Origin of the sequence: Sphingobium sp., assembly GCF_035511395.1 — a bacterium.
GTDB lineage: Bacteria > Pseudomonadota > Alphaproteobacteria > Sphingomonadales > Sphingomonadaceae > Sphingobium.
Map to the genome: position 1 here is coordinate 1 of NZ_DATKFP010000082.1, position 24493 is coordinate 24493.

A 24493-nucleotide genomic window follows, 5' to 3' on the forward strand; every position below is an offset into this window, starting at 1 on the left:
CGGCTTTCGTTGCGATCAAGGCCGCGGTCGGGGGCGTCGACATATTGGTGAACAATGCCGGGCGGGGATCGGCGCCCGGTGATGGCATGGACCAATATTATGCCGCGCAGGCACAGCAGGCGGCGGGCGAGACGGTCTTCGAGGATCAGACCATATATTGCGAGGATGAAGGCTGGGACGCGGTGCTCAACCTGACGCTCAATGGCACTTTCCGTTGCACGCGTGCGGCGGTGCGGCTGATGGCAGCGGACGGGATCGGCGGGTCGATCATCAACATAGCTTCGACATCGGCGGTGAACGGCGTCGGCCCGGTACCCTATTGCGCGGCCAAGGCGGCGGTGATCGGCATGACGCGAGCCATGGCGCGCGAACTGGCGGGCCGCGGCATTCGTGTGAATGCGATCAATCCGGGTGCGGTGGAAACGCCGATCTATGCCGGTCTGCCGGACGAGCTGAAACAGGGTCTGGCCAATGAAAGCGTGCTGAAGCGGCTCGCCCAACCGGACGAGATTGGCGGCGCGGCGGCTTATCTCGCCAGCGACGATGCCAGCTATGCCACGGGAAGCACGATCACGGTGAATGGTGGTGCCTGGTTCGCCTGACCATATAGGCATATGCGTGGCCATGATACGCATATGCGGACATTTTGTTTGCAAATAATAAGATATTGCGAAATGTAAAATGCTATTTAAGCCGCATTATTAGGAGGTGGCAATCCATGCCACTGGAATGATCGACCGCGGGTAGACGAAGCAGTCTGACCCGTCGTGCAGGAGAGATGAGGAAGCGCAATTGGCAGAGATATCGCTATACCGGCCTCTCCCCGCGTCCGATGTGACGGCCTGGGACTTTGAAACCGATGTCGCTGTCGTCGGCTTCGGGGCGACGGGCGCCTGCGCCGCGATCGAGGCAGCAGCGGCTGGTGCGCGCGTCATGCTGTTCGAGCGGGGATCGGGCAGTGGCGGTGCTTCGGCCCTGTCGGGTGGCGAGATCTATATCGGCGGCGGTGGCGGCACCGACGCGCAGCGCGCCGCAGGTTTCGAGGACAGCACCGAAGATTTCGCCGCCTATCTGAAGGCGGCGGGCGGTCCCTGCGCCGATGAGGCGAAGTGCGATCTTTATGCCCAGGAGGCGTTGGGCCATTATGCGTGGCTGAAGGCGCAGGGTGTGCCCTATCGCGACAATTACCTGCCCGGCAAACATATCGAGCCGGTCGATGATTCCACGCTGATCTGGTCCGGTAGCGAGGCGGCCTGGCCCTTTTGCGATATCGCCAAACCAGCACCACGCGGCCATGTGATCGCACATAGCGGCTGGGGCGGTGGTCGTCCCCTTGTCGATATTCTCGAACGGCGCGCGCGCGCTCTGGATGTGCAGGTGGTGACGGATGCTCGCGTCATGGCGCTGGTGCAGGATGATGCGCGGCGCGTGGTCGGCGTCGTCGTGCGCATCGACAACCGGAACCGCTTCGTGCGGGCGGCGAAAGGCGTAGTCCTTGCCACCGGCGGCTTCGTCTTCAACGAGGATATGCGCCGCCGCTACTGTCCGGAGACATTCAAGATCAGCAGCCCGATCGGCGATCAGGACGACGGGTCGGGGATCGAACTGGGCGTGGGCGCGGGCGGGGACGCCATCCATATGGAGCAGTTCTTCACCACCTGCCCCTGGACGATGCCGGAACCGCAGGCGCATGGTGTGTTCGTCAACCAGGCGGGGCAGCGGTTCATCAATGAAGACTGCTATCATGGCAGGGTCAGCCGCTGCGCCGTCGACCAGATGGGGGGCAGGGTCTATCTGCTGCTCGACATCGCGCATTTCGACCAGCCGCTGGAAATGGCGGGCATGACCATCGCCGGCACCGGCGACAGCTGGGAGGAAGTCGAGGCCGAACTGGGCATGACGCCGGGGACGCTGAGCGCGACCATGGCCTTCTACAATGAGCATGCGGCCGAGGGGCGCGATCCGCTGTTTCACAAGCGGGCGCCGATCCTGACGCCGCTGGACCAGGGGCCGTTCGTCGCGCTGGAGCTGAATTTTGAGACCAGCTATTTCAGTTTCTTTACGCTTGGCGGTCTCAAGACATCCACCGACGGCGAAGTGCTGGATCGTGCAGGATCGCCGGTGCTGGGCCTGTTCGCTGCCGGGCGCTGCACGTCCGGTCTGCCAGCCTGGGGGCATGGCTATAGTTCTGGCCTCAGCCTTGCCGACTGCACCTTCTTCGGTCGGCAGGCCGGGCGCAAGGCCGCGTGCGGCGTATGAAAAGGAAGCGACCCTTTTAGAGCATTCTGAAAGCGGCTGGATAGCCGACGGCTCGCAGAATGCGGTAATCAAACGACCATAAAGCCATGAACGATTCAATCTAATCGTTCATGGCTCTATGGTCTTTTCCAACTTTCCATCATGGCCGCTGCGCCGAGGCAGCGGCCCGATATTACCATCTGAAGTTGAGCGTCGCGCCGAACTCGCGCGGGTTCATGACATTGACCAGGCGATAGCCCGAATCATAGGGGATCGCGCCCGCCGGTCCCAGGGGCTGGGACGTCGGGATGATAGCATTGCCAAGCGAGATATTGGTGATCCGCTTCTGATTGAGCAGGTTGCGGGCGAAGCCAGTCAATTCCCACTTGCTGTCCGGCCCGCGCAACCCGACGAACAGATTGAGCAGCTCGCGGCCGCGATAGTCGTAATTCACAAGTTCCGAATGGAAGCCGGGCCGATACGTGAAGAGCGCGCGAATGAACGGGGTATAATTGCCCGTGGGGAAGCGCAGTTCAGTATTGGCGGTCAGGCTGAAATCGGGAATCTCCGCCATGCGGCCGTTGGTGCGGCAATAGCTGACGTTGCCGTTGCCGGTGATCCGGGGCGTGCCGTTCTGGTTGGGGACACCCGATCCATCGAAGTCGTTACAGGGGATAAGGGCATTATTGAACCGCGCACGCGTGTAAGCGGCCGACAGGCTCAAGTCCCAGGTATCGATAAAGCGCGTGTCGATCGATGCCTCGATCCCCTTGGACTTGGCATTGGCATTATAGTTGAAGTCGAAGCCGCCATTGGTGCTGTCTATCGCGTTGTTGATCGGCGCGCCCGTAACGCTGCATTGGCCGTTTTCCTCGGGGCAATTATACTGGATGCCGGTGAAGCGGGTCAGGAAGCCATTGAATTTCTGGTAGAAGGCCGCGACTGTATAATTGACTCGTCGATCCATCAGCGAGCCCTTGAGGCCGATCTCGAAAGAATCGGTCTTTTCCGAACCGGTGCTGATAAGGTCGCCGCTGATCCCTGCGGGCACCGACACGCCGGTGCTTCCTCCACGGAAGGAGTGGCCATAGGCGAAATAGGCATTCAACGTGTCCGCAAAGGCATAATTCACCGTCACCCCGCCGGTGATCGGCTTGTCCACATGCTTTTGCAGATCCGTGGGAATGATTTCGGTCGGCCCCAGCGTCAGGACATAGCCCGCCGGCGCGCCGGGGAAGGGGAAGTCCGGGAACGGGCCGAGATTCAATGTCTGCTGTGTCGTCTGGATGGCCTTGCGAATCGAATAGCGCACGCCGCCCTCGATCGTAAGCGGGCCAGTCTTGTAGCGCAGGTTGGCGTTGAACGACCAGGTCCGCGAATAGACCGGGACAACGACATGAACATCAACCGGGAAGAGATTGGGGATGGTTGTGCCGGGGATCAGGCCATTGGGATCGAGCGGGAAGGAAAAGGTGTCGCTGCGCTGGTCAACGACCGTTGTGCCGGTCTGCTTGGTATAAAAGACACCTATGCCCCCGCCCAATCCTTCCTGATTATCCGTGGCCCAGCGTAATTCGGCGGTGTCTACCTTGTACGGAGTAATGACTGTCGATGATGCGATATAGTTCGGCACGGAGTTGCCGGGATCCAGATCGCGTTGGATCGTCAGTTTGCTGAACTGATGCGCCCCCACGAAGGAAAGGGTTGATCCGCCCAGATCATAGTCGAAATTCAGATTGACCAGATGAGTGTCGTTCCGGTTACGGAAAATGCCTTCGCCGACCGCACCATAGTCTGATGTGTCGAGTGCAGGGCCGGAGACGAAGCTGCTGTCCTTCAGCGGGAAGCCCACGAAGATGGCAGGACTGTAGACCGGCTGATTGCCGCTGCCGACCACCTGCTGGAACTGGCTATTGTCGGCCGTCAGATATTGATAGGTCAGATAGGCGGTGAAGGCATCGCTCGGACGCCAGCCCAGCGTGACACGGGCGCTTTCGGTGCGACTGCGCGAGCGTTTGTCGAGGTTGACGTTGGTTACATTGTTCAACCGGTTCCCATCGACGAGGCCGGCGACGCGGATGGCTAGCGTGTCGGAAAAGGGCAAAGACACGCCTCCCTGGACATTATAGCCGGCGCGATCCGTCGCTGTTGCCTGCATGAAGCCCTCGATCATGTCGAAGCTGGGGCGGCGGGTGCCGATGGTGATCGATCCGGCCGGCGCCGACAGCCCGCGCAGCAGACCCTGCGGACCACGCAGGACTTCGATCTGGGAGATGTCATAAATCGCCGTATAAGCGGTCTGCGCGTCGGTCGGGATTTCATTATAATAGACCTGAACGGCCGGCGCCGTGCCCTGATCCGGGTCGAAGGTGACTCCGCGCAATGTCGTGGTGTTGTTGCGACCAGTCGTGTTGGTAAGTTCGAGACCGGGAGCCAGTTGTGAAACATCCTTGGCATCGAAGATATTGAACTTTTGCAGTTGTTCACCCGTTGCGACGTTGACGGACATGGACACATCCTGAAGCTTTTCTTCCCGGCGTGTGGCGGTCACGATGATTTCCGCGTCGTTCGTCTGGGCTTCGACGATTTCAGGCAATATAAGGGCCGAAAGACTGCAGCACAGCAAAAGGCTGCGCGAAACACGCATGGTCCGCATCAATATCCTCCCCACTAAGACTGGCCCGCGATTTGCTCGTCAGACCAAATGGCTCAACTTGTCGGCCATATGCGTAACTTATATACACCAGCACAACGCAGGCGGAAAGATATTTGTACGGTTACGGCCGATTAATTTCGAAGCTGGTATGCCATCTCGGGTAAGGAGCGCCGAAGCACCGCGACTTTATCCGACAAGCATTTTATAATGTTCAATAATCTAAAAACTATATAGGTTTGTATCGTTATTATGGAGTGCGGTCTCCGCTTCGCTTTCATGCGGGATAAGCGATGAACAGCAGAATTTCCTATAGGAGGTATTGCGCTCACGCACTTGGATGATGCGTAACCAATATCGGGAATCAGGTACGAATCACGCTTCGGCGGCAGACAACGCGACCTTCCACCCTTTTTTCATGCATTCTTCGCCAGAATCCCGTCACAGAACAACCGCACCAGTTTCCGCGCCAGTTCCCCAAGTCGTTGGGGGTCATTGGCGACGTCCACATCATTCTGAAAAAAGCGGCGATGCGATTCCGACAGCACAAGGCTGGTCAGTGCTTCGGCAACGAAGCCGATATCCTGGGGCGGAATCTTGCCCGCCTTTACCAGCCCGTCGAGAAACGCGGTCAGCGGGTCCATATAGCGGTTGACGACCACCTTCTCGATGCGGGGCTTCACCTCTTCCATAAAATCGGGGTCGATCATCAGTAGCCGCCGCATCGACATGGCTTGCGGCTGGCATACTTCGTTCAGGCTCTGGTCGACAAAGGCGCGCAGGCTGTCGCGCCAATGGGGCAGGTCGGGAATGACCAGCGGTTCCAGCCCATAATCCAGCATCTGCCGCACGACGGCTGCCATCAGCGCGCTCTTGTTGGGATAGCGGGCATAGACAGTCTTACGTGACAGGCCGGAGGCGGCGATGATCGTGTTCATCGTCAGCGCCGGGCCGTGCTGGCCCACCATACGAATCGCGGCGTCGACCAGTTGCTGGTCGATGTCGCCGCTTTCTTCGCGCCGGGGGCGACCGGGGCGTCGCGTGGGAAGAGGGTCGCTCATGTGTCGGTTCATGGCAAAAAAATCGCGATTTGAAAATAAACAATCTTGTTTCTTTTCTTCGCTGCGTTATCCGCTGCAACAGGAAGCCGCTTTTTGGGAGCGCCGTCACCTTGCTGAATCCCGTTCTGCGTCATTGCACTTTGTTGTTCGGCGGCTTTGCCCTTGCTGGCTGTGCGCCAAGCGTGGATCTGGCGCGCCCGCAGATCGCCCTGCCGCAGCGCTTCGAGGCTGCGCCGCCGGTAGCGGGGGCGGTCACGGAGGATCTGGCGCTCGATCGCTGGTGGGATCGGTTCGGCGATCCGCAGCTTGCCGAGTTGATAGCCGAGGCGCTGGGGCGCAGCACAGATGCGCGCACGGCCTATTTCCGATTGCGCGAAGCGCGCGCCGTCCGCGACCAGTCGCTGTCGCAGCGCGTGCCCAGCGGCGCGATCAGTGGATCGGTCACGGCGCGGGATGGCACGGTGATTTCCGGCAGGGATCTTCTGGGCAGTACGGCAGGCGGCAACAGCCAGTCGCTGGGGTTCAGTCCCAATTGGGAATTGGACCTGTTCGGCCGCCTGGCCGCGATCGGTCAGGGCGCAAGGGCGAGCTATGTCGCGGCGGCCTATGACTATCATGCTGCGCGGATGAGCATTGCCGCGGACCTGGCGACCACCCTGTTTGATGCGCGAGGACTGGCCATCCAGCGGAATGATGCGGACGAGACCTTGCGGATCGCAAGCGAACTGGCCCGCGCGTCGGCCCTGGGCCGGGATCATGGGCTGGTGGCCGCGGCGGATACGGCCCGGCTGGAAGGCGATGTCGCCAGCGCGCAGGCGGAACTGACGCGCAGCGAGACGGCGCTGCGCAACGCGAAGCGGTCGCTGCTGGTGCTGGTGGGGCGGGCCGATGCGCCGACGGACACCATGCTGATCGAAGCCAGGCTGGATGCGCCGCCAATGGTGCCGTCGCTGATGCCCTCGATCCTGCTGGCGCGGCGGCCCGATGTGCTGGCGGCGCAGGCGCGGCTGGTAGCGGCGACCAGCGCCGTGCAGGTCGACCGGCTGTCGCTTTTCCCGCGCTTCACCTTGCAGGCGAGCGGTAGCATCAGCAGCGCGGCGGGGCTGGTTTCGGGATTATGGTCGTTGGGCGCGGGCCTCAGCCTGCCGGTGCTGGATCGCACGCGCCTGATGGCGCAGTTGCGCGCGACCGAGGCACAGGGGCAGCAGGCGGTCATCGTCTATGAGGCGGCGGTACAGGACTCCTTTCGCGATGCGGATATTGCACTGGCGACCGCCAGTGCCGACCGGCTGCGTCTTGTCGACCTGACGCGGGCGGAGGAGCGCGCGCGCTTTGCCTTTGACGCGGGACGCAAGGGTTACAGCATAGGGCTGACCGATCTCACCACCCTGCTCCAGTCCGAGCGGACATGGCGCGCGGCACGCACTGCTCTCACCAGCGCGCGAATGCTGGCGCTCAGCAATGTCGTCTCCGCCTTCCGGGCGCTGGGCGGTGGATGGAGTGTCGATGACCCGGCCGCGACGCCGGGGCAGCCTTCCGTCATTCTTCCTGTCCAATCCAAGGATCAATCGTGACTCACAAGCTGATGGCGCTGCCGCTGCTCCTGTCGCTCGCGGCGTGTGGCGGGCATGAGGAGACGCGCAAGGAGCCGCCGCCGCCGACCGTCAGCGTGGCGCGGGTGGACCTGCGCGCGCTCGATGGCGGGTTCACCGCGTCTGGTCGCCTGATCCCGCGCGAGGAAGTGGCGATCGCGCCCGAATTGTCGGGCTATCGCATCGCCCATGTGCAGGTGGAGGAAGATGCGCAGGTGCGCGCCGGTCAGGTGTTGGCGGTGCTGGATGACGCGTTGCTGCGCGCGCAGATCGCACAGGCGCGGGCGCAGCTGACACAGCAGCAAGTGGCGTCCGACAAGGCGCGGATGGAGGCCGGGCGGGTCGCTGGCCTCGATAATATGGGCGTGGTGTCGCAGGAGGCAATTGATCAGCGGCGTATTGCCGACCGTTCCGCGCAGGCATCGGTCGGGGTCGCGCGGGCGCAGCTGGATGATCTGCTCACCCGGCAGCAGCGGCTGACCGTCCGCGCGCCGGTGGCGGGGCGGGTACTCCAGCGATCGGCGCGGCCGGGCGAACCTTCTGCGTCGGGGACGGTGCTGTTCACTATCGCGCGAGATAATCTGGTCGAACTGGATGCAGAGGTGCCGGAAGCGGTCATGGGAACTCTGGCGACGGGCGATCCGGTCAAGGTCGTGCTGGCATCCGGCATAAGCGTGGATGGCAGGGTCCGCTTGCTCGGCGCGCGGGTCAATAACCAGACAGGCCTGTCGACCGCGCGCATCGCTCTGCCGGTGCGGCAGGATCTGAGGCCGGGCGGCTTTGCCCAGGCGCGCTTCGTCAAGGCAAAAGCGCCGGTTCTGTCGGCGCCGGAGGGAGCCGTCCATTATGATGCAGATGGCGCCTATATGCAGTTGCTCGACGGGCGGGATCATGTGCATCGCGTTGCCGTCCGCACCGGGCGGCGCGCCGGCGACATGGTGGAAATCCTGTCCGGGCCGCGCCGTGGGGATCGCGCCGTGATGGGCGGCGGCGCCTTCGTGCTGGAGGGGGACAGGGTACGCGTCGCCGGCGAAAAGGCAGGCGCATGAGCGTGCGCGTTTCCGCCTGGTCGATCCGCAACCCGATCCCGATCGTCGCGCTGTTCATCATCCTGACGATCGCTGGGATCGTCGCCTATGCCGGGTTGCCGATCAAGCAGTTCCCCAACGTCAGCTTTCCGGTGGTTGTGGTCACGGTCAGCCAGAATGGCGCGGCCCCGACCGAGATGGAAAACCAGATCACCCGGCCCATAGAAAATGCGCTGAGCAGTGTCGCGGGGGTCAAGCATATCAGTTCGACCGTGGTGCTGGGCGTCTCCACCACCTCGGTCGAGTTCGAGCTGCACAACGACATGCAGAAGGCGACCGACGATGTGCGCACCGCCGTCGAGCGGACGCGGGTGCAATTGCCCAATGGTATCGACCCACCGCTCGTGCAGCGGCTCGACATCGAGAATGCGCCGATCCTGACCTATGCGGTCAGCGCGCCGGGCATGGGTGGCACGGAATTGTCGCGCTTCGTGGACAAGATCGCGACCCGCGCCTTGCAGGCGCAGGATGGTGTGGCGCAAGTGATACGGATCGGCGGGGCGGATCGCGAGATCAACGTCATTCTCGATGCCGAGCGCATGGCTGCGATGGGAGTGACGGCGCCGCAAGTGAGCAGCGCGCTCGCCGCGTTCAACAGCGACGATCCGGGCGGTCGAGCGGATGTCGGGCAGGTGGAACAGACCATTCGTGTGCTCGGTTCGTCGGTCGATGTCGCCCGGCTGCGCGACCTCACCATACCGGTGCAGGGCCGTTATGTCCGCTTGTCCGATATCGCCGAGGTCGGTGACGGTGCGACGGAGATACGCGGTTTCGCCCGGCTCGACGGTCGGCCGGTGACAGCGATCCAGGTCAGCAAGACGCGCGATTCCAGCGATATCGCGGTCGAGGACAAGATCGTGAAGACGATCGCCAGGCTGGAAAAGGAGCATCCCGGCGTCCGCTTCACCCGTCTGGTGTCGACGGTCGATTCCACGCGGCGCAGCTTTGCCTCGACCCAGCATGTGTTGATCGAGGGCATATTCCTCGCGGTGCTGGTGGTGTTCCTGTTCCTGCGAAACTGGCGGGCGACGATCATTGCGGCGGTGGCGATGCCCTTGTCGCTGATCCCGACCTTTGTTGCCATGTCGGCCATGGGTTTCAGTCTCAACAATATCACTTTGCTGGCGTTGACGCTGGTCATCGGGATTCTGGTCGATGACGCCATCGTCGAGGTCGAGAATATCGAGAAGCGGATCGAGGTCGGGGAGTCGCCCTATCGCGCCGCGCTGATCGGGGCGGATGCCATCGGTCTGGCGGTGATCGCGACCACCGCGACCATCATCGCCGTGTTTGCGCCGGTGTCTCTCATACCGGGGCAGGCGGGGCAGTTTTTTCGGGAGTTCGGGCTGACCGTGGCGGTCGCCGTGCTGTTTTCGCTGGTCGTGGCACGGCTGCTCACGCCGTTGCTAGCCGCCTATTTCCTGGTTCCGATGGCGGATCGGCCGCACTGTGAGAAGCGGCCGGTCAATCCCGGCTATGGGCGCGTACTCGACTGGGCGCTGGCGCATCGCTGGCGGGCGGTAGGGATCGGCGGCGGCATCTTCCTGTTGTCGATCCTGTTCGCCAGCCTGACTCCGGTCGGTTTCCAGCCCGTCGGCAATCCGGGCTATCTCTATATCGCGGTGCAGGGGCCACCTGGCGCAACGCGTGACGACATGGCGCGGGCGGTAGACGGTGCAACGCGGATGCTGCTGGCTGAACCGGCGGTCGAGCGTGTATTCGTACAGGTCGGTTCGACCGCCGGTGGCATGGGCGATGGTGGTGATCTCCGCTCGGGTACGCTGACCGTCGTGCTGAAGCAGGATCGCAACCTCACGACCGATGAGTTTCGCCAGCGCATTCGGCCCATGCTCCGGGACATCCCCGATGTGCGTCTGTCCAATCAGGGAACGTTCGGATCGGCCGGGGTCAATATCATCCTGGCGGGCGAGGATGGGCAGGCGCTGGAGCGCACCCAGACGCAATTGCTGCGCGAGATGCGGGGGCTGCGGTCCATTTCCGATCCTCGCCCGTCGCCACCGCCCGCCGGGCCGGAATTGATCGTGACACCGCGTCCGGCGGAAGCCGCGCGTCTCAATGTCAACAGCAGTACGCTGGCGCAGGTGCTGCGGATCGCGACGATCGGCGATATCGACGCCAATGTCGCCAAATATTCGGACGGGGACGAGCGTGTGCCGATCCGCGTACGCCTGCCCGAGGGCGCGCGCGATGATCTGGGCACTATTGCCAATCTGCGCGTGCCGACGCTGGACGGGCAGACCACGCCGCTGTCGGCGGTCGCGGATATCCGCTTTCAGGCGGGGCCGGCCAAGATCGTCCGCTATGATCGGGAGCGGCGGGTATCGGTGGAGGCCGATCTGGTCGCCGGGCGTACACTCGGGCAAGCACTGGGCGAGGTCGCGCAGCTTCCGGTGATGCGCAACTTGCCCAAGGGCGTGCAGGAGGCGCGTGAGGGCGACAGCGAAGCGATGATGGAGTTGTTCGGTGGCTTTCTGATAGCGATCGCGGCGGGGATCGGGCTGACTTTTGCCGTGTTGGTGTTGCTGTTCCGCAGCTTCTTCAAGCCGGTGACGATCCTTGCGGCGTTGCCCCTGTCGTTGCTGGGAGCCTTTGCCGCGCTCGTGCTGTTCGGCAAGACGCTGGACCTGCCGGCGATGATCGGGCTGCTGATGCTGCTCGGCCTTTGCGCGAAAAATTCGATCCTGCTGGTCGAATTCGCGATCGAGGAAGAGCGCAAGGGCGTGCCGATGACGCAGGCCCTGCGCAACGCGTGCCGCGAGCGCGCCCGGCCGATCGTGATGACGACCGTCGCCATGGCGGCCGGTATGCTGCCCACGGCGCTGGGCATCGGCGAGGGTGCGGAGTTCCGTCAGCCCATGGCGCTGGCGGTGATCGGCGGCCTTGTCAGTTCGACGGCGCTGTCGCTTATCTTTGTTCCGGTGGTCTATGAGATCGTCGAAAGCATCGAGCAATGGCTCTCGCCCAAGGCGGCGCTGCTCATCACGCCACGGCAGCCGGGCGACGATGATCCAATTCCGGCTGCTTCGTCCTGAAGCAAGGACGAATTTTTTCCGCTGACTTGTTTGGGGTGACTCCGGGCCGGCCCATTTTGTTGTCAGGTCGGGCTGATGGTCGGCTTGTGCGCCCATATAGGTGGTTGATAATCCGCATATTGCAGTCGATATTATAATCGAATGCAATTTATCGTAGAAAAGTTTGACTGATCATAAATATTTTGTGAAATCTATGGGATGCCCTTGATCCTGCGGATAATAGACGGGGGCCGTCATGAAGGGGCATTGGGATGCAGATCAGGAGTGGGCGGACCACGGCGCCGCCATCGCTGGACAGCCTGGATGCCAATATCATCGAGATATTGCGGACCAATGGGCGCGCGACGAACCAGGAAATCGCAGAGCGGCTGTCCGTTACGGCGGCGACGGTTTCGGCGCGATTGCAGAAGATGGAGGAGGGGCGCGTCATGCGTGTCGTCGCCGTCACCGATTTTTCCGCCCATGGATATAATGTCATCATCGCCTTGGGGGTGAAGGTGCAGGGGCGCGCTGTCGGCGATGTCGGCCGCGACCTGGCTGATCTGGCTCAAGTGTTGAGTGTCAACGTGATGAATGGGGACTATGATATCGAGTTGCTCGTTGCGCTCCATGACTTTTCGGAAGTGCAACGATTCCTGTTCGAGCATATCGCCGTGATTGATGGCGTCACGCATATTGCGTCGGGCATCGCTGTCGACATCGTGAAGTTCGAGTTCAACGTGGTGCCACTTTGAGCCGCGAGGCACGTCTGGACAGCCTGGATCGGGGCATCATCGAAAGGCTGGCGTGCGACGCGCGGATTTCAAATCGCGCAATTGCGGTGGACCTGGGTGTCACGGAAGGGACGATCCGTGCCCGCATCAAAAGGTTGCAGGGAGAGGGCCTGATCCAGTTCACAGTGGTCACGGACTTTCGGATGGCGGGATCACCAAATCTGATCATGATGGGCATCAAGGCCGATCCGGCATATGTGCCGGATCTTGCCCGTCGGCTTTCGGCCATTCCCGAGATCACCTGCGTCATCATGCTGCTCGGCCGCCACAGCCTTCTGGCGATGGGGCTGTTCACAAGCATCGAGCAGATGAACGATCTCATGATCGAACATATCCGACCTATTCCAGGTGTGCAGAGTATCGAAACCTCGATTTCCGTCGACAGCCTCAAATATGAGGCGGGGATCGCCAAGATTACGCGTCGTTTGGTGATCGAATAAAAAAAGGCGCCATTCCTGCCGCCCCTTTCTTTCGATATTTTACGGTTCGATCAGTGCAGCTTGGCGAGATCGGCATCGATCGCGGCAAGGCGCGCATCGGTGACATCGTCGGGTGCATATTGCTGGATCGCCTTCAGCGTCATGCCGCGCGCCATGTCGACCTGGTCATTTGTCGTCATGCCGGGAATATGCTTCTCGATGATCGCTTTGGCCGCCGGATTGTCCAGCAGCGTGCCAAGATCGGTGTCCGTAGTCGTATATTTGGTCGGGGCAGGCGCAGTGGTGGGGGCAGGAGCGGCAGGCGCCGTCTGGGCAAGTGCGGGAACGCTGGCGACGGTGAGGGCCACCGCGGCAGCGAGCAGGAAATAGCGCATGAGTCAGGATCCTCCTTTATGGATACGACTCTATATCGCACGACACCGTTCTAAATTCAAGCGTTACCAATTCGACCTTGCCGCCATGAACAGGTCCACGGTTCGGTCGGCGGCCGCGATCATTTCGTCGAGCGGAATCGGTCGCGCGCCGCTCTCCTGCAACTGCCAGCCGGTAATGCCCGATACGAACATGCGGGCGATCGCTTCGGGTTGCCGCGCTGGAACGCCGTCCCTTTCGGCGGCTGCACCACTGTCCCGTGTGATCAGCTGAACAATGTAGAGATAGCCGACCTCATACATGGCCTTCGACAATTCGGGGAAGCGGTCGCGGGTCGAAAGCAGCAGACGCTGAAAGGCGTGTACCTCCGGTTCCGATATGGATTGCGCGATGGTATGACCGTGATGACGCAGTCGTTCACGAATGTCGTCGGTCAGTAGATGGTCCTGCTGCGACGCGGTTGCCGACCATTGCTTCACCCTGTCCTCCACGATCGCGGTAAACAGCGCTTCCTTGGAAGGGTGGCGGGCGTAGAGCGTGCCTTTCGATACGCCGGCGACCATCGCGACATTTTCCATCGCGACTGCATCATAGCCGTCTTCGAGAAACATGTTGCGTGCGGTTGAGAGGATCGTCTGTTCGATCGCCGCCACTTGCTTGGCGGTCGGACGGCCCCGCTTGGGCACGAAGGCTTTGGCTGCATCGGTCTTGGGCATGTCCGACATTCTTTGACGCAAGCAGCCAATGGACGCAATGATGGAGATTTTCGATCTGCCGTGCCAAAGATTAAATCGAACGGTATCGATCGAATATTGACGCCGTTCCCGATCGGCGCTATTTCCTTGGCACAACGAGAATGACTGGCGGCACGGCCGCTGTCGTGAGGGGATTTCCATCGCATGACCAAATTGTCTACCGGGCTGTTGCTTGCTCTGGCCGGAAGCGTGCTGGCGTCCTTCTCTCTCCAGGCGAAAGAGGCCGCGTCCACGGCTGCCAGGAAAGCCGATCAGGCGCTCGGTAAAATGACCCTTGAGGAGAAGATCCGTCTTCTGCATGGGCCGATGACGGCGCTGGTTGCGCCAGCGAAGCGGCCGCAGGGCGTGACGATCGGCGCCGGCTATATCGAGGGGGTCGAGCGGCTGGGCGTGCCTATGCTGGTCGAGACCGACGCCAGCCTGGGCGTGTCGAACCTCATGGAGATGCGCAAGGGCGATGTCGCGACGGCTCTGCCATCGGGCCTGTCCCTCGCTGCGAGCTGGGATCCCGAAATGGCCCGCGCCGGTGGCGCGATGATCGGAGCGGAGGCGCGGGCCAAGGGGTTCAATGTGATGCTGGTCGGCGGCGTCAATTTGGTGCGCGATCCGCGGGCGGGGCGCAATTTCGAATATTTGGGGGAAGATCCGCTGCTCGCCGGTACTCTGGTCGGGGGGCAGATTGACGGCGTCCAGTCCAACAACATCATCGGCACCATCAAGCATTTCGCGCTCAACAACCAGGAGACCGGGCGTAATGTCGCATCGGTGGTGATGGATGAGGCGGCGATGCGGGAAAGCGACCTGCTAGCCTTCCAGATCGGCATCGAAAAGGGCAATCCCGGTTCGGTCATGTGCGCCTATAATCGGGTGGGCGGCACCTATGCCTGCGAGCATTCCTTCCTGTTGACCGACGTGCTGCGTCGCGACTGGGGTTTCAAGGGCTTCGTCATGTCAGACTGGGGCGCGGTGCATTCGACCGATGCCATTTTGGCGGGCCTTGACCAGCAATCGGGCGAGCAACTCGACGGCAAGCGCTATTTCTCCGATCTGCTCGTCAGGGCGATGGAGGAAGGCAAGGTGTCCACGGCCGCCGTCGATACCGCTGCGCGAAGGGTGCTGCATGCCATCTATGCGCATGGCGTGGCGGATCATCCGCTCGTAGCCGGCCAGCAGATAGACTATGACGGCCATGCCGACATTGCCCAGCACGCTGCCGAACAGGGCATCGTCCTGCTGCGCAACGAAAGCGATATGTTGCCGCTGGCGGCGTCGGCGAAGCGGATCGTCGTGATCGGCGGGAATGCCGACATAGGTGTACCGGGCGGCGGCGGGTCCAGCCAGGTCGCGCCGGTCGGCGGCCTGAAGCGTGTGACCAAGGGCGCGGAAACCGGCGCCGCGGCCGGCTTTGCCAAGCGCGGCTATGGCGGGACGGCACCGCTCGACGCGCTGCGCGCCGAATGGCCGGGTGCGCAGATCGATTATCTGGACGGCAAGGATGTCGCGGCCGCCGTCGTAGCGGCAAGGGCCGCGGACATGGTCATCATTTTTGCCGAAAAATACGCGGCAGAGGCGATCGACCAGCCCAACCTGTCGCTGGGCGAAGGGCAGGATGAACTGATCGACGCGGTGGCGAGCGCCAATGGCAAGACCGTGGTCGTGCTGGAAACCGGCAATCCGGTGCTGATGCCCTGGCAAGCGAAGGTGCCGGCGATCCTGTCCGCCTGGTATGGCGGCCAACGCGGTGGAGCGGCCATTGCGCGGGTGCTGGCCGGCAAGGTCAATCCTTCGGGTCATTTGCCCGTCACCTTTCCGGCATCGGTGGAGCAACTGCCCAATCCTGTGCTGCCGGGTTCGACCGCGCCCGCAGCTGACAAGAATACGCGCGCAATCTACGGGCTTCAGGCCGGGACGAAGCCGTTCGACATTCATTATCCCGAAGGGTCGGACGTCGGCTATCGCTGGTTCGACCGAAAGGGAGAAAAGCCGCTCTACCCATTCGGCTTCGGCCTGAGCTATACCAGCTTCCGCTATGGCGACCTGAAGGTTGCGGGCGGTAAGACGCTTACGGTGCGCTTCAGCGTTACCAACAATGGCAGCCGGGAAGGCGCAGACGTGCCGCAGGTCTATGTCGTCCGTCCCGGCAAGGCGAAGCGCTTGATTGGCTGGGCGAAGCCGGACCTCAAGCCCGGCGAGAGTCGGATGGTAACGATCACGGCAGATCCCCGCGTGCTCGCCGATTTTGATACGAAGGCGCAGCGCTGGGTGATGCCGGCGGGCGAGGTGAAAATCGAGGTGGCAACCTCCGCTACCGATCCAGTCCTGACCGGCTTGGCCCGGCTCGCTCGCATAAGCCGGAGGCCCTGATCCCATGGGCCGGAATATCGACCGCCTGGCGGCCATGGGCGCGGTGAGAAGCGTGCTGGCACCGTTTGCGGCACGGACCTGCGTGCAAGAGCCATGCGGTCGCGGTCGATCGCGAAACACAGAAGCGGATGCCCAAAGCCAGCGCACTGCACTGGGGCGGATTGCCCGCGCGAAAAAAGGATCGGAATAATGGCATGAAGCGCGCGCTATGGGCCGGCCTGCTGTCCGCAACTGCCTTGGTGATGTCGGTCCCCGTCCGGGCCGACTCGCTTGAGGACGGCTTTGCCCATCCTTCGATGGAGGCGAAGCCGCGTTTGCGCTGGTGGTGGCCGGGCGCGGCCGTGGCCGATGAGGAATTGCGGCGTGAACTGAAGCTGATGGCGGATAATGGGTTTGCCGGCGGAGAAATCCAGGCGATGACGCCGAGCTTCGTGACGCTGACGAGCGAAGAGAAGGCGGTCGTCAACGACTATGCCGAACCTTCCTTCTTCGCGCATGTTCGCGCCGCCGGCGAAGCGGCGAAGGCGCTGGGCCTCAGCCTCGATTACACACTGGGGTCGGCCTGGCCGTCTGGTGGCGGCGTCGCCATCCCGCCGGAAAAGGCTTTCACGGAACTCGCCATGGCGCGGACGCAGGTGCAGGGTGGCACGGCAAGTCCGATCAAGGTCGACATCCCCAAGCGCACCCGTCGGTTGGGAGCGCTCAATTTTCTGGACGCACGCGTCAAGGCGCCGGAATTTGCCGATTGGGGAAAGCGGCTCGACGCCCGCGCCCTGATCGTCGCGGTGGTCGCGATGACGGGCGGCGCGCCCGAGCTCAAAGGTGGGGGGGCGGCGCCGATGGGCTTCACCATTTCGCCCTGGAAGGATGTCGAAACGCCGGGGACGCTCGATCCTTCGAGCCGGATCGTGCTGACCGACCGGTTGCGAGAGGACGGCACGCTGGATTGGACGCCGCCGCCGGGCCAGTGGCAGGTGTTCGTGTTCAAACAATATGCGTCCGACGTCGGTGTGCTGGGGGCAGCGGGGCGCGGGCCGCAATTGATCCTCGACCATATGGACCCGACCGCCTTCGCCGCCCATGCGGCGCGTGTGGGTGATCCGCTGGGCAAGAACCCTGCCGGCATCCGTTCGACCTTCGTCGACAGTCTGGAACTGATGCAGGATATCCAGTGGGGGCCGCAATTCCTCACCGAGTTCCGCAAACGGCGCGGCTATGACCTGACGCCCTATTTGCCCTTTGTCGTCCAGCCCGGCTGGATGCAGGCATGGGACGAGCATTGGTCGCCCCCCTATTTCAACGCTGCCGACGGCGAAATCGCCGACCGTGTCCGCGCCGACTATCGTCGGACGGTGTCCGACCTGATGTTCGCCGGCTTCGTCGAGCCCTTCGTCGCCTGGAACCATGCCCATGGCCTGAAGGCGAAGTTCCAGGCGCATGGCGGGGCGCTCGACATCATCAGGGGCTATGGCCTTGTCGACATTCCCGAGACCGAGGATTTGCTGCATGGCGGCGATCCGCTGGTCATGCGCTTCGCGCGGTCGGGCGCGCATCTCTATGGGCGCAAGCTGGTGTCGGCCGAGAGCCTGGTGTGGAAGGATCGCGCCTATGAAGTCACGCCCGACGAAATGCGTCGCCGCGTCGACCTGCTGATGGCGGGCGGGGTCAATTCCATGATCCTGCACGGCATGAATTATCGCTTCCATGCCGATGACTGGCCCGGCTGGCATGCCTTTCAGCCCAGCCCCTTTGCCGGGGGCTTTTCGACCATGTTCAACGAAAGCAACCCGATCTGGCCGGCGGTCAAGCCGCTCGCCGCTTATATCGCGCGGCTGCAATCGGTGATGCAGGCCGGGGAGGCGGTGGTTCCGGTTGCCTATTTCTACGGTCGGACCGGCTATTATGTCGGCATCGAGGATGACGGCGCGGGTGCGCAAGCGGCGGAGAAGGCGTTGCTGGCAGGCGGTTATGATTTCGACCGGATCAACCCGGATTCGATCGCCAATGCCCGTGTGGAAAAGCGCCAACTCGTGTCGAAGGGCGGCCAGCGTTACCCGGTGCTGGCCCTGCCGCCGCTCGACGCGATACGCGCCGACACGGCCGAGAAGATCGCGGCGTTCGCCAAAGCGGGCCTGCCGGTCTTCTTCTCCGGCCGTGCGCCGGGCCGTGACGAGGGGCTGGCGAACAGGGAGTGGCGTGATGCGCGCGTAAAGGCGGCTGTGGCGGCGGCGCTCCGCGCCGGGGCGAAGATCGTGCCTGAAGGGGAGATGGTCGCAGCGTTGCGGACGGCCGCCATTCCGGCCAACCTCACTTTCACGGGTGACGCGACCGACCTGGTCTATGTGCAGCGCCGGTTCGAGGGACGCACCGTCACTTTTCTCCACAATCGCGGTGATGTCGCGCGCAGCGTCTCGCTCGCTTTGCCACAGCCGGGGCGGATCAGCCGCTGGAATGCGATGGACGGCAGCATGGACGTGGTCGCCGCGCGAGGGGCGGACGCCGCGTCCCTGGCCCTGATCCTTGCACCAGGTGAAAGCGCGCTGTTGATACTCGATCCCAAGGCTGCGCCTGTCGCGCCCGGCGTGCCGCAGTCGGTAGGGCGGCTCTCCATTCCCGCCGACGGCTGGTTGCTTCGGGTCGAGGGACATGCCGTGCGCAAAGCCTATGCTCATGATTTCGGTAGGGTAACACTCGGGGATTGGCGGGACGTACCTGAGCTTGCCGGTTTTGCCGGAACCGCGACCTATCGCCGCAATATCCATGTCGATGCGGGCTGGTTGAGCGAGGGGACGAAGGTGGCGATCGACCTTGGCCAGTTGCACGATATGGCGACCGTGACGGTCAACGGCCGCGTCTTGCCACCGTCGATCAGCGCGCCCTATCGGGTCGACCTGACCGGCGCGCTTCGGTCGGGGGCGAACGATCTGGCCGTTACCATCGCCAATGTTCCGCAGAATGCGATGATCGACCCCAAGGATCCGACCTACAAAAAGCTGAAGCCCGTGGCGGCGGGGTGGGTCGGCCCGGTCGCGCTGGAGGCTGTGCGATGACGCGCTTCGCCGTGATCATGGGTGCGCTGCTGCTGATGACGGCGGCGGCGCCCGTCCCCGATCTGCGCCTTGGCCCGGTCGATCCGGCGTTGCGCCCGATGGCCCGCATCATCCTGAAAGCGCAGGAAAGCGGCACGCCCTATATCCCGCCCCAGCCCGGCCCGCTGCCTGAAGGAGTCAGCGAGCGCCTGCTGCCCGCGCGCAGCGGCCAGCCGCCCGTCATTGTCTATGTCGTCAATGCGCGCCCGGATGCAACGTCTCCCCCGCGCGGGGCGATCCTGTTCATCCATGGCGGCGGTTTCATCGCGGGCGATGCGCGGGATAATCTGGTGGCGCTCAAATCCCTCGCTGCCCGGCTCGATTGTGTGATCGTCAGCGCCCAATATCGGCTTGCGACGGCCGCGTCCTTCCCGGCACCGATGGAGGACAACTACAACGCGCTCAAATGGCTGCACCAAGAAGCCGCGACGCTGGGCGTGGATCGTCGCCGGATTGTGCTGCTGGGCGAAAGCGCCGGGGGCGGTCTTGCCGCCATGGTCAGCCTGGCCGCACGCGAACGCAAGGAAGTGCCGATCGCCTTTCAGGCACTGGTCTATCCCATGCTGGACGACCGCACCGGTACAAGCCGGCCGGTTCCTCCGACGATCGGCCGGATCATCTGGACGCCGGAACAGAATCGCGACGGCTGGCGCGCGATGCTGGGGCGTGAGCCGGGTGGGGCCAAGGTCCCGCCCGGATCGGTTCCGGCGCGTGCCACGGATCTGAAGGGGTTGCCGCCTACCTTCATCGGTGTGGGTTCGATCGACCTGTTCGCGGACGAGGATATCGACTTTGCGCGCCGCCTGGTGAACGCTGGCGTGCCGACCGAATTGCTGGTCGTGCCGGGCGCTTATCACGGATTTCAGTTGATCGCGCCGAGGGCGCCGGTTTCCCAGCAATTCACCTCTGCGCTGGAGGCTGCCCTGGCCCGCGCGCTTGCCCCGGAGCCGAAATGATGTCGATGCGCCCATGGTTTGCCGCTGCGCTCCTGCTCGGCTCCGCGCCCATGGCTGCTGCGCAGACGGACGGCGCACAGGGGTGGATCAGCCATGCCGAGGCCGAAACGCAGGCGCGTCCGATTGTCCTTCATTTCCGCCGGACCGTGGACATCAAGGCCCGGCCGAAAAGCTACAAGGTGCGTGTCACTGCCGACAATCGTTTCATCCTCTTCGTGAACGGTCAGCGCGTCGCATCCGGCCCGTCGACTGGCGATACTGCCCATTGGCGGGAGGAGAGCATCGATCTTGCCCCTTGGCTGAAGCGCGGGCGCAACGTCATCGCCGCGACGGTCTGGAACGGGGTGCAGCCGTTGAAGCTGCCGCCCGATGCGAGCGCGCAACAGATTGCGGGCGCGCAGGGTGCGGCGCTCTTCACCGGCACGGCGCCGCTGTTCCAGCAGAGCATCGCCACCGGCTTCCGCCTGACGGGCGAAGGCGATGCGGCTGAAATTGCGACCGGCAAGCGAGGCTGGCGGGTCAAGCGCGATGCGGGCCATGGCTTTGCCAATGGATGGCGGCAGGAGAAATATTGGTATTACGTCGCCGGGAATCCCGAAACCATCGACGCGGCCAAGGCCGATTTCGATGCCGCGGAACCGAGGGAAACGGGCGATGGCTGGCAGGATGCCGTGCCGGCGCCCGATGCTGCCGCACGGACGCTGGTCATCGATCGGCTACCGCAGCAATCCTATGCGCCCGCGTCGGTCGGGAAGGTGGTCCGCACCGACCTGCCGGCGGGTGCGATCTTCCCTGCGCGACCCGTCACCATTCCCGCCAACAGCAAGGTGACGCTGCTGCTCCAGCGCGATGCGATGCTGTCAGCCTATCCGGAACTCGACGTGTCGGGCGGGCAGGGCGCGACCATCCGGTTGACTTGGGCAGAGGCGCTGTATGACGCGAAGAATCGCAAGGGTGATCGCGACCTGATCGAGGATCGCAGGCCCATCGGCATCTGGGACACATTTGTCGCCGATGGCAAGGCGCGTCGCTTCGCGACGCTGTGGTGGCGGACCTGGCGCTATGCCGAGATCGCGGTGGAAACGAAGGACCAGCCGCTGACCCTGCAAGGTTTTCGAGCCTTCGAAACCGGCTATCCTTTCGAGCAGGTTGGACGTTTTGCGAGTGACGACCCACAGCTTCAGCGCATCTTCGATGTCGGCTGGCGCACGGCGCGGATCGACGCACATGAAACCTATATGGACACGGCCTATTGGGAGCAGCTGCAATATGCCGGGGACACCCGATTGCAGATGCTGATTTCCTATGCGGTTTCGGGCGATCCGCGCCTCGCCGAGCAGGCGATCGACGCCTATGCGGCGTCCAATGTCGATGGCGGGCTGATCGAGAGCGCCTGGCCGACGCGCGGGAATAATGTGATCGCCCCCTTCGCGCTGCTCTGGGTCGGGATGCTCGACGACTGGCGGATGCGCCAGCGCGATCCCGCCCCTATCATCCGCAATATCGGCCGGATGCGCGAGATACTCGATTGGTTCGAAGCCTATCGCGGGAAGAGAGGGCTGTTGACGAAAAATCCACAGTGGAATTTTGTCGACTGGGTGGGGCAGTCGGCGACCGACCGGACGCAATTTCCGTCCTATGGCAAGGCGGCGCAGGAAAGCTGCCTGATGAGCGTGCATTGGCTGGGCGCGCTGCAACAGGGGGCCGCGATCGAGGCGGCGTTCGGCGACAATGCGACCGGGGAGCGCTATGCCGCGCGCGCCGCGACGGTGAAGGCGGCGATCCGCGAGCGATGCTGGGTGCCAACGCGCGGGCTGTTTGCGGACAATCCCGATGGCGATCGGTTCAGCCAGCATATGAATGCGCTGGCCGTCCTTAACGATGTCGTGCCGCAGGACGAGGCCCGCGCGATCCTGGGCCGGGTCATGGCGCCGGGCAAGGGGATCGACGCGCCGGAGGGCGTCACCCAGGTTAGCTATTATTTCGCCTGGTATCTGGCGCAGGCGCTGGTTCATGCCAAGATGGGGGACCGATATGTCGGGCTGCTCGATACCTGGCGCGATCTGCTGAAGATGAACTATACGGCATGGCCCGAGGAGCGGGACGGCGCGGGGCAGGCCGGGAAGAACGCTTCTACCCGGTCCGACAGCCATGCCTGGAGCGCGCATCCGACCGCCGACCTGCTGGGCATCGTCGCTGGGATCGGACCGGACGCGCCAGGCTATGCGCGGCTGAAGGTGGAACCGGCGCTTGGGCCCCTGCGCAATGTCAGCGCGACGGCGGCGACGCCATATGGTCCGGTCAGCGTGCGCTATCGCATCGCCGGGGACCGGCTGACCGCGATCATCACCAGGCCGAAGAACCTGCCGGGCGATTTCGTCTGGAACGGCAAACGCTATCCGCTGGCAAAGATGACAACGACATGGACAGTTCCGCGGCGCTGACAGTCGAGGCGGTTTGATCAGCCGGCGGCTTCGCTCCACACTTGTGCGAAGAACGGATTGCGCGCGGCTTCTGCATCATAGCTTGAAGGCGCGACCATGGTGGTCGGGCACCAATGACCGCCCTTCAGATAGAGGCGCGGCGTCATCATGAAGCGATGGCCCGCCGCCGACTGCCATTGGACCGGTGTATCCGCGCCATCGAAACTGCCCGCCAAGCACCGGCCGCCCCGATACTCGGCGGCCTGCCGCAGGTCATCGATGCGCCAGCTGTCCGGGGCGCGGCCTTCGTCATAGCCATGGTCCAGCAGCGTCGGTTGGCGCGACGGCTGTGCGTAGACGAAGCTGTCCCAATCGCACGGGATGGCTTCCCAGGCAGCGCGCGATCCGAAATAGGCCTGGATCTTGGCCCGATTATCGTTGGCGAACCAGTGGAGCGACCCGTCCGGTGCCTGGGCGAGCTTTTCGATGCGTGTCCCGACCGCGCTGGGCAGCAGTTTCGGCACCGTGCGCGCAATCCATGGCGTGTGTCTGGGCGCTTCCCGGAAATAGTCCCATAGCGATTGCTCGCGAAACGGAACCAGTGCCTGCAACCGATCGGAATCGGCATACCATTGGCCGTGGAAGTTACGGGTCGCGAACCAGTGTGGCTTCAGCACTTTCCGGTAATTGCCCATTTGTGCGGCCATGAATTCATGATTCACCACACGCGACGTCGCACCGCCGCCGATATTGTAGAAGCCACGCCAAAGCTCCGCAGGCAGGTTGTCGCCGCACATCGCCGCCATCAGCCGACCGCTGTCATTGGCGGTCGACCATTCGAACACGCCGTTCAGTGGATTGTGGAACATGATCGGGTCGAAGATCTTCCACATGTCATAATGTGCCATGCCGCTCTGGCGCAGCGATACCCAGTGAGTGATGCCGCTCTGGGCGACGATCGCCTCGGCCTGGGTCTTGGTGACGGCATAGTGATCGTAGGCACTGATCTTGATCGGATCGCCGCAGCGGCCCCAATGGACCGGGGCATTGCGGCTGCCGGTTTCAGCAACCGTGCCGATATAGATGAGGCGGGTGGTCGCGGGCGCGCCGACCTGATGGATGGCATCGACGATGTTGCGCGCGCCGCCGACATTGACGCGCGTGACGACCTCCGGCGGCAGGCGATCGGCCAGCGGGGACACGAGCGCGCCGACATGCAAGACCACATCCGCGCCCGTCACGCCGCTGCGGATCGAGGCCGCATCGGTCAGGTCGCCCCAGACGATCTCCGCCAATCCCTTCTTGCTGATTTCGCGCACGACTGGATGGGTCTTTTCTTCCGGTCGGACCAGGATACGAAGACGGAGTGCGTCGCGACTGGCGGCGATGCGCTTTACTGCCTCACGCCCCATATTGCCGGTCGCGCCGGTCATAAAGATGGTCTTTCGGCTATCTGTCATACTGCGCATCCCGCTCCATGTCCTGTCCACGCGAACAAATAGAACGTTAACGTTCGAATAACAAGCGGGACCAGCATCATCTGTGGGAAGAATGTTCCTGCTGGCATTGGCGTAAGATATCTTGCCGATCTGTCTATTATGGCCTGAAACGATCGGAATATGCGTTTTATATCAGA

16 protein-coding genes are annotated in these 24493 nt (G+C 63.1%); 11 read left to right on the forward strand and 5 right to left on the reverse strand.

Going from position 1 to position 24493, the window contains the following annotated elements; all coding sequences use genetic code 11:
- A partial coding sequence (locus tag VMR39_RS04770) for an SDR family NAD(P)-dependent oxidoreductase (RefSeq protein WP_325414866.1) occupies positions 1 to 602 on the forward strand: 602 nt, incomplete at its 5' end.
- Between the two features lie 190 nt (positions 603 to 792).
- Positions 793 to 2259, forward strand: coding sequence for an FAD-dependent oxidoreductase (locus VMR39_RS04775; RefSeq protein WP_325414867.1), 1467 nt, complete (start codon positions 793 to 795; stop codon positions 2257 to 2259).
- Between the two features lie 172 nt (positions 2260 to 2431).
- On the opposite strand, the gene VMR39_RS04780 is transcribed toward VMR39_RS04775, so the two are convergent.
- A complete protein-coding gene (locus tag VMR39_RS04780; RefSeq protein WP_325414868.1) occupies positions 2432 to 4789 on the reverse strand; it encodes a TonB-dependent receptor in 2358 nt (785 codons plus the stop codon).
- Between the two features lie 518 nt (positions 4790 to 5307).
- Positions 5308 to 5952, reverse strand: coding sequence for a TetR/AcrR family transcriptional regulator (locus VMR39_RS04785; RefSeq protein ID WP_325414869.1), 645 nt, complete (start codon positions 5950 to 5952; stop codon positions 5308 to 5310).
- Between the two features lie 110 nt (positions 5953 to 6062).
- Between VMR39_RS04785 and VMR39_RS04790 the strand changes: the two genes are divergently transcribed.
- From VMR39_RS04790 to VMR39_RS04810, 5 genes are all read left to right on the forward strand, one after another.
- On the forward strand, positions 6063 to 7526 hold the full coding sequence (locus VMR39_RS04790) for an efflux transporter outer membrane subunit (RefSeq protein ID WP_325414870.1): 1464 nt from the start codon (positions 6063 to 6065) through the stop codon (positions 7524 to 7526).
- Positions 7523 to 8593, forward strand: coding sequence for an efflux RND transporter periplasmic adaptor subunit (locus VMR39_RS04795; RefSeq protein ID WP_325414871.1), 1071 nt, complete (start codon positions 7523 to 7525; stop codon positions 8591 to 8593). Before VMR39_RS04790 ends, VMR39_RS04795 begins: the two co-directional genes overlap by 4 nt.
- Entirely contained in the window at positions 8590 to 11685 is a 3096-nt protein-coding gene (locus tag VMR39_RS04800; RefSeq protein WP_325414872.1) for an efflux RND transporter permease subunit, read from the forward strand. Before VMR39_RS04795 ends, VMR39_RS04800 begins: the two co-directional genes overlap by 4 nt.
- A gap of 251 nt (positions 11686 to 11936) precedes the next feature.
- Positions 11937 to 12419 (forward strand): Lrp/AsnC family transcriptional regulator, encoded by a 483-nt coding sequence (locus VMR39_RS04805; protein WP_325414873.1) that lies wholly within the window; start codon positions 11937 to 11939, stop codon positions 12417 to 12419.
- Entirely contained in the window at positions 12416 to 12898 is a 483-nt protein-coding gene (locus tag VMR39_RS04810; RefSeq protein ID WP_325414874.1) for an Lrp/AsnC family transcriptional regulator, read from the forward strand. The genes VMR39_RS04805 and VMR39_RS04810 overlap by 4 nt, the downstream gene beginning before the upstream one ends.
- A gap of 50 nt (positions 12899 to 12948) precedes the next feature.
- Here VMR39_RS04810 and VMR39_RS04815 read toward each other — a convergent pair whose 3' ends face one another.
- On the reverse strand, positions 12949 to 13272 hold the full coding sequence (locus tag VMR39_RS04815; RefSeq protein WP_325414875.1) for a hypothetical protein: 324 nt from the start codon (positions 13270 to 13272) through the stop codon (positions 12949 to 12951).
- Positions 13273 to 13335: 63 nt separating this feature from the next.
- Positions 13336 to 13986, reverse strand: a complete 651-nt coding sequence (locus VMR39_RS04820) for a TetR/AcrR family transcriptional regulator (RefSeq protein ID WP_325414876.1) — start codon at positions 13984 to 13986, stop codon at positions 13336 to 13338.
- A 183-nt stretch (positions 13987 to 14169) separates the two neighbouring features.
- Between VMR39_RS04820 and VMR39_RS04825 the strand changes: the two genes are divergently transcribed.
- The 4 genes from VMR39_RS04825 to VMR39_RS04840 all read left to right on the forward strand — a co-directional run bounded on the left by VMR39_RS04825 (position 14170) and on the right by VMR39_RS04840 (position 22878).
- Entirely contained in the window at positions 14170 to 16389 is a 2220-nt protein-coding gene (locus tag VMR39_RS04825; RefSeq protein WP_325414877.1) for a glycoside hydrolase family 3 C-terminal domain-containing protein, read from the forward strand.
- Between the two features lie 194 nt (positions 16390 to 16583).
- Positions 16584 to 19439 (forward strand): glycosyl hydrolase, encoded by a 2856-nt coding sequence (locus VMR39_RS04830; protein ID WP_325414878.1) that lies wholly within the window; start codon positions 16584 to 16586, stop codon positions 19437 to 19439.
- Entirely contained in the window at positions 19436 to 20434 is a 999-nt protein-coding gene (locus tag VMR39_RS04835; protein ID WP_325414879.1) for an alpha/beta hydrolase, read from the forward strand. Before VMR39_RS04830 ends, VMR39_RS04835 begins: the two co-directional genes overlap by 4 nt.
- The gene (locus VMR39_RS04840; protein WP_325414880.1) at positions 20434 to 22878 is read left to right on the forward strand and encodes an alpha-L-rhamnosidase C-terminal domain-containing protein; all 2445 of its coding nucleotides are present in this window, start codon (positions 20434 to 20436) and stop codon (positions 22876 to 22878) included. The genes VMR39_RS04835 and VMR39_RS04840 overlap by 1 nt, the downstream gene beginning before the upstream one ends.
- Positions 22879 to 22895: 17 nt before the next feature.
- On the opposite strand, the gene VMR39_RS04845 is transcribed toward VMR39_RS04840, so the two are convergent.
- The gene (locus VMR39_RS04845; RefSeq protein ID WP_325414881.1) at positions 22896 to 24317 is read right to left on the reverse strand and encodes an NAD-dependent epimerase/dehydratase family protein; all 1422 of its coding nucleotides are present in this window, start codon (positions 24315 to 24317) and stop codon (positions 22896 to 22898) included.
- Positions 24318 to 24493 lie beyond the last annotated feature (176 nt).

Excerpts from the sequence above, each read along its gene's own strand:
- VMR39_RS04830 (WP_325414878.1), top strand. The coding sequence starts at position 16,584 with ATGAAGCGCGCGCTATGGGCCGGCCTGCTGTCCGCAACTGCCTTGGTG.
- VMR39_RS04845 (WP_325414881.1), bottom strand. The coding sequence starts at position 24,317 with ATGACAGATAGCCGAAAGACCATCTTTATGACCGGCGCGACCGGCAAT.
- VMR39_RS04820 (WP_325414876.1), bottom strand. The coding sequence starts at position 13,986 with ATGCCCAAGACCGATGCAGCCAAAGCCTTCGTGCCCAAGCGGGGCCGT.
- VMR39_RS04800 (WP_325414872.1), top strand. The coding sequence starts at position 8,590 with ATGAGCGTGCGCGTTTCCGCCTGGTCGATCCGCAACCCGATCCCGATC.
- VMR39_RS04840 (WP_325414880.1), top strand. The coding sequence starts at position 20,434 with ATGTCGATGCGCCCATGGTTTGCCGCTGCGCTCCTGCTCGGCTCCGCG.
- VMR39_RS04825 (WP_325414877.1), top strand. The coding sequence starts at position 14,170 with ATGACCAAATTGTCTACCGGGCTGTTGCTTGCTCTGGCCGGAAGCGTG.
- VMR39_RS04785 (WP_325414869.1), bottom strand. The coding sequence starts at position 5,952 with ATGAGCGACCCTCTTCCCACGCGACGCCCCGGTCGCCCCCGGCGCGAA.
- VMR39_RS04815 (WP_325414875.1), bottom strand. The coding sequence starts at position 13,272 with ATGCGCTATTTCCTGCTCGCTGCCGCGGTGGCCCTCACCGTCGCCAGC.
- VMR39_RS04805 (WP_325414873.1), top strand. The coding sequence starts at position 11,937 with ATGCAGATCAGGAGTGGGCGGACCACGGCGCCGCCATCGCTGGACAGC.
- VMR39_RS04835 (WP_325414879.1), top strand. The coding sequence starts at position 19,436 with ATGACGCGCTTCGCCGTGATCATGGGTGCGCTGCTGCTGATGACGGCG.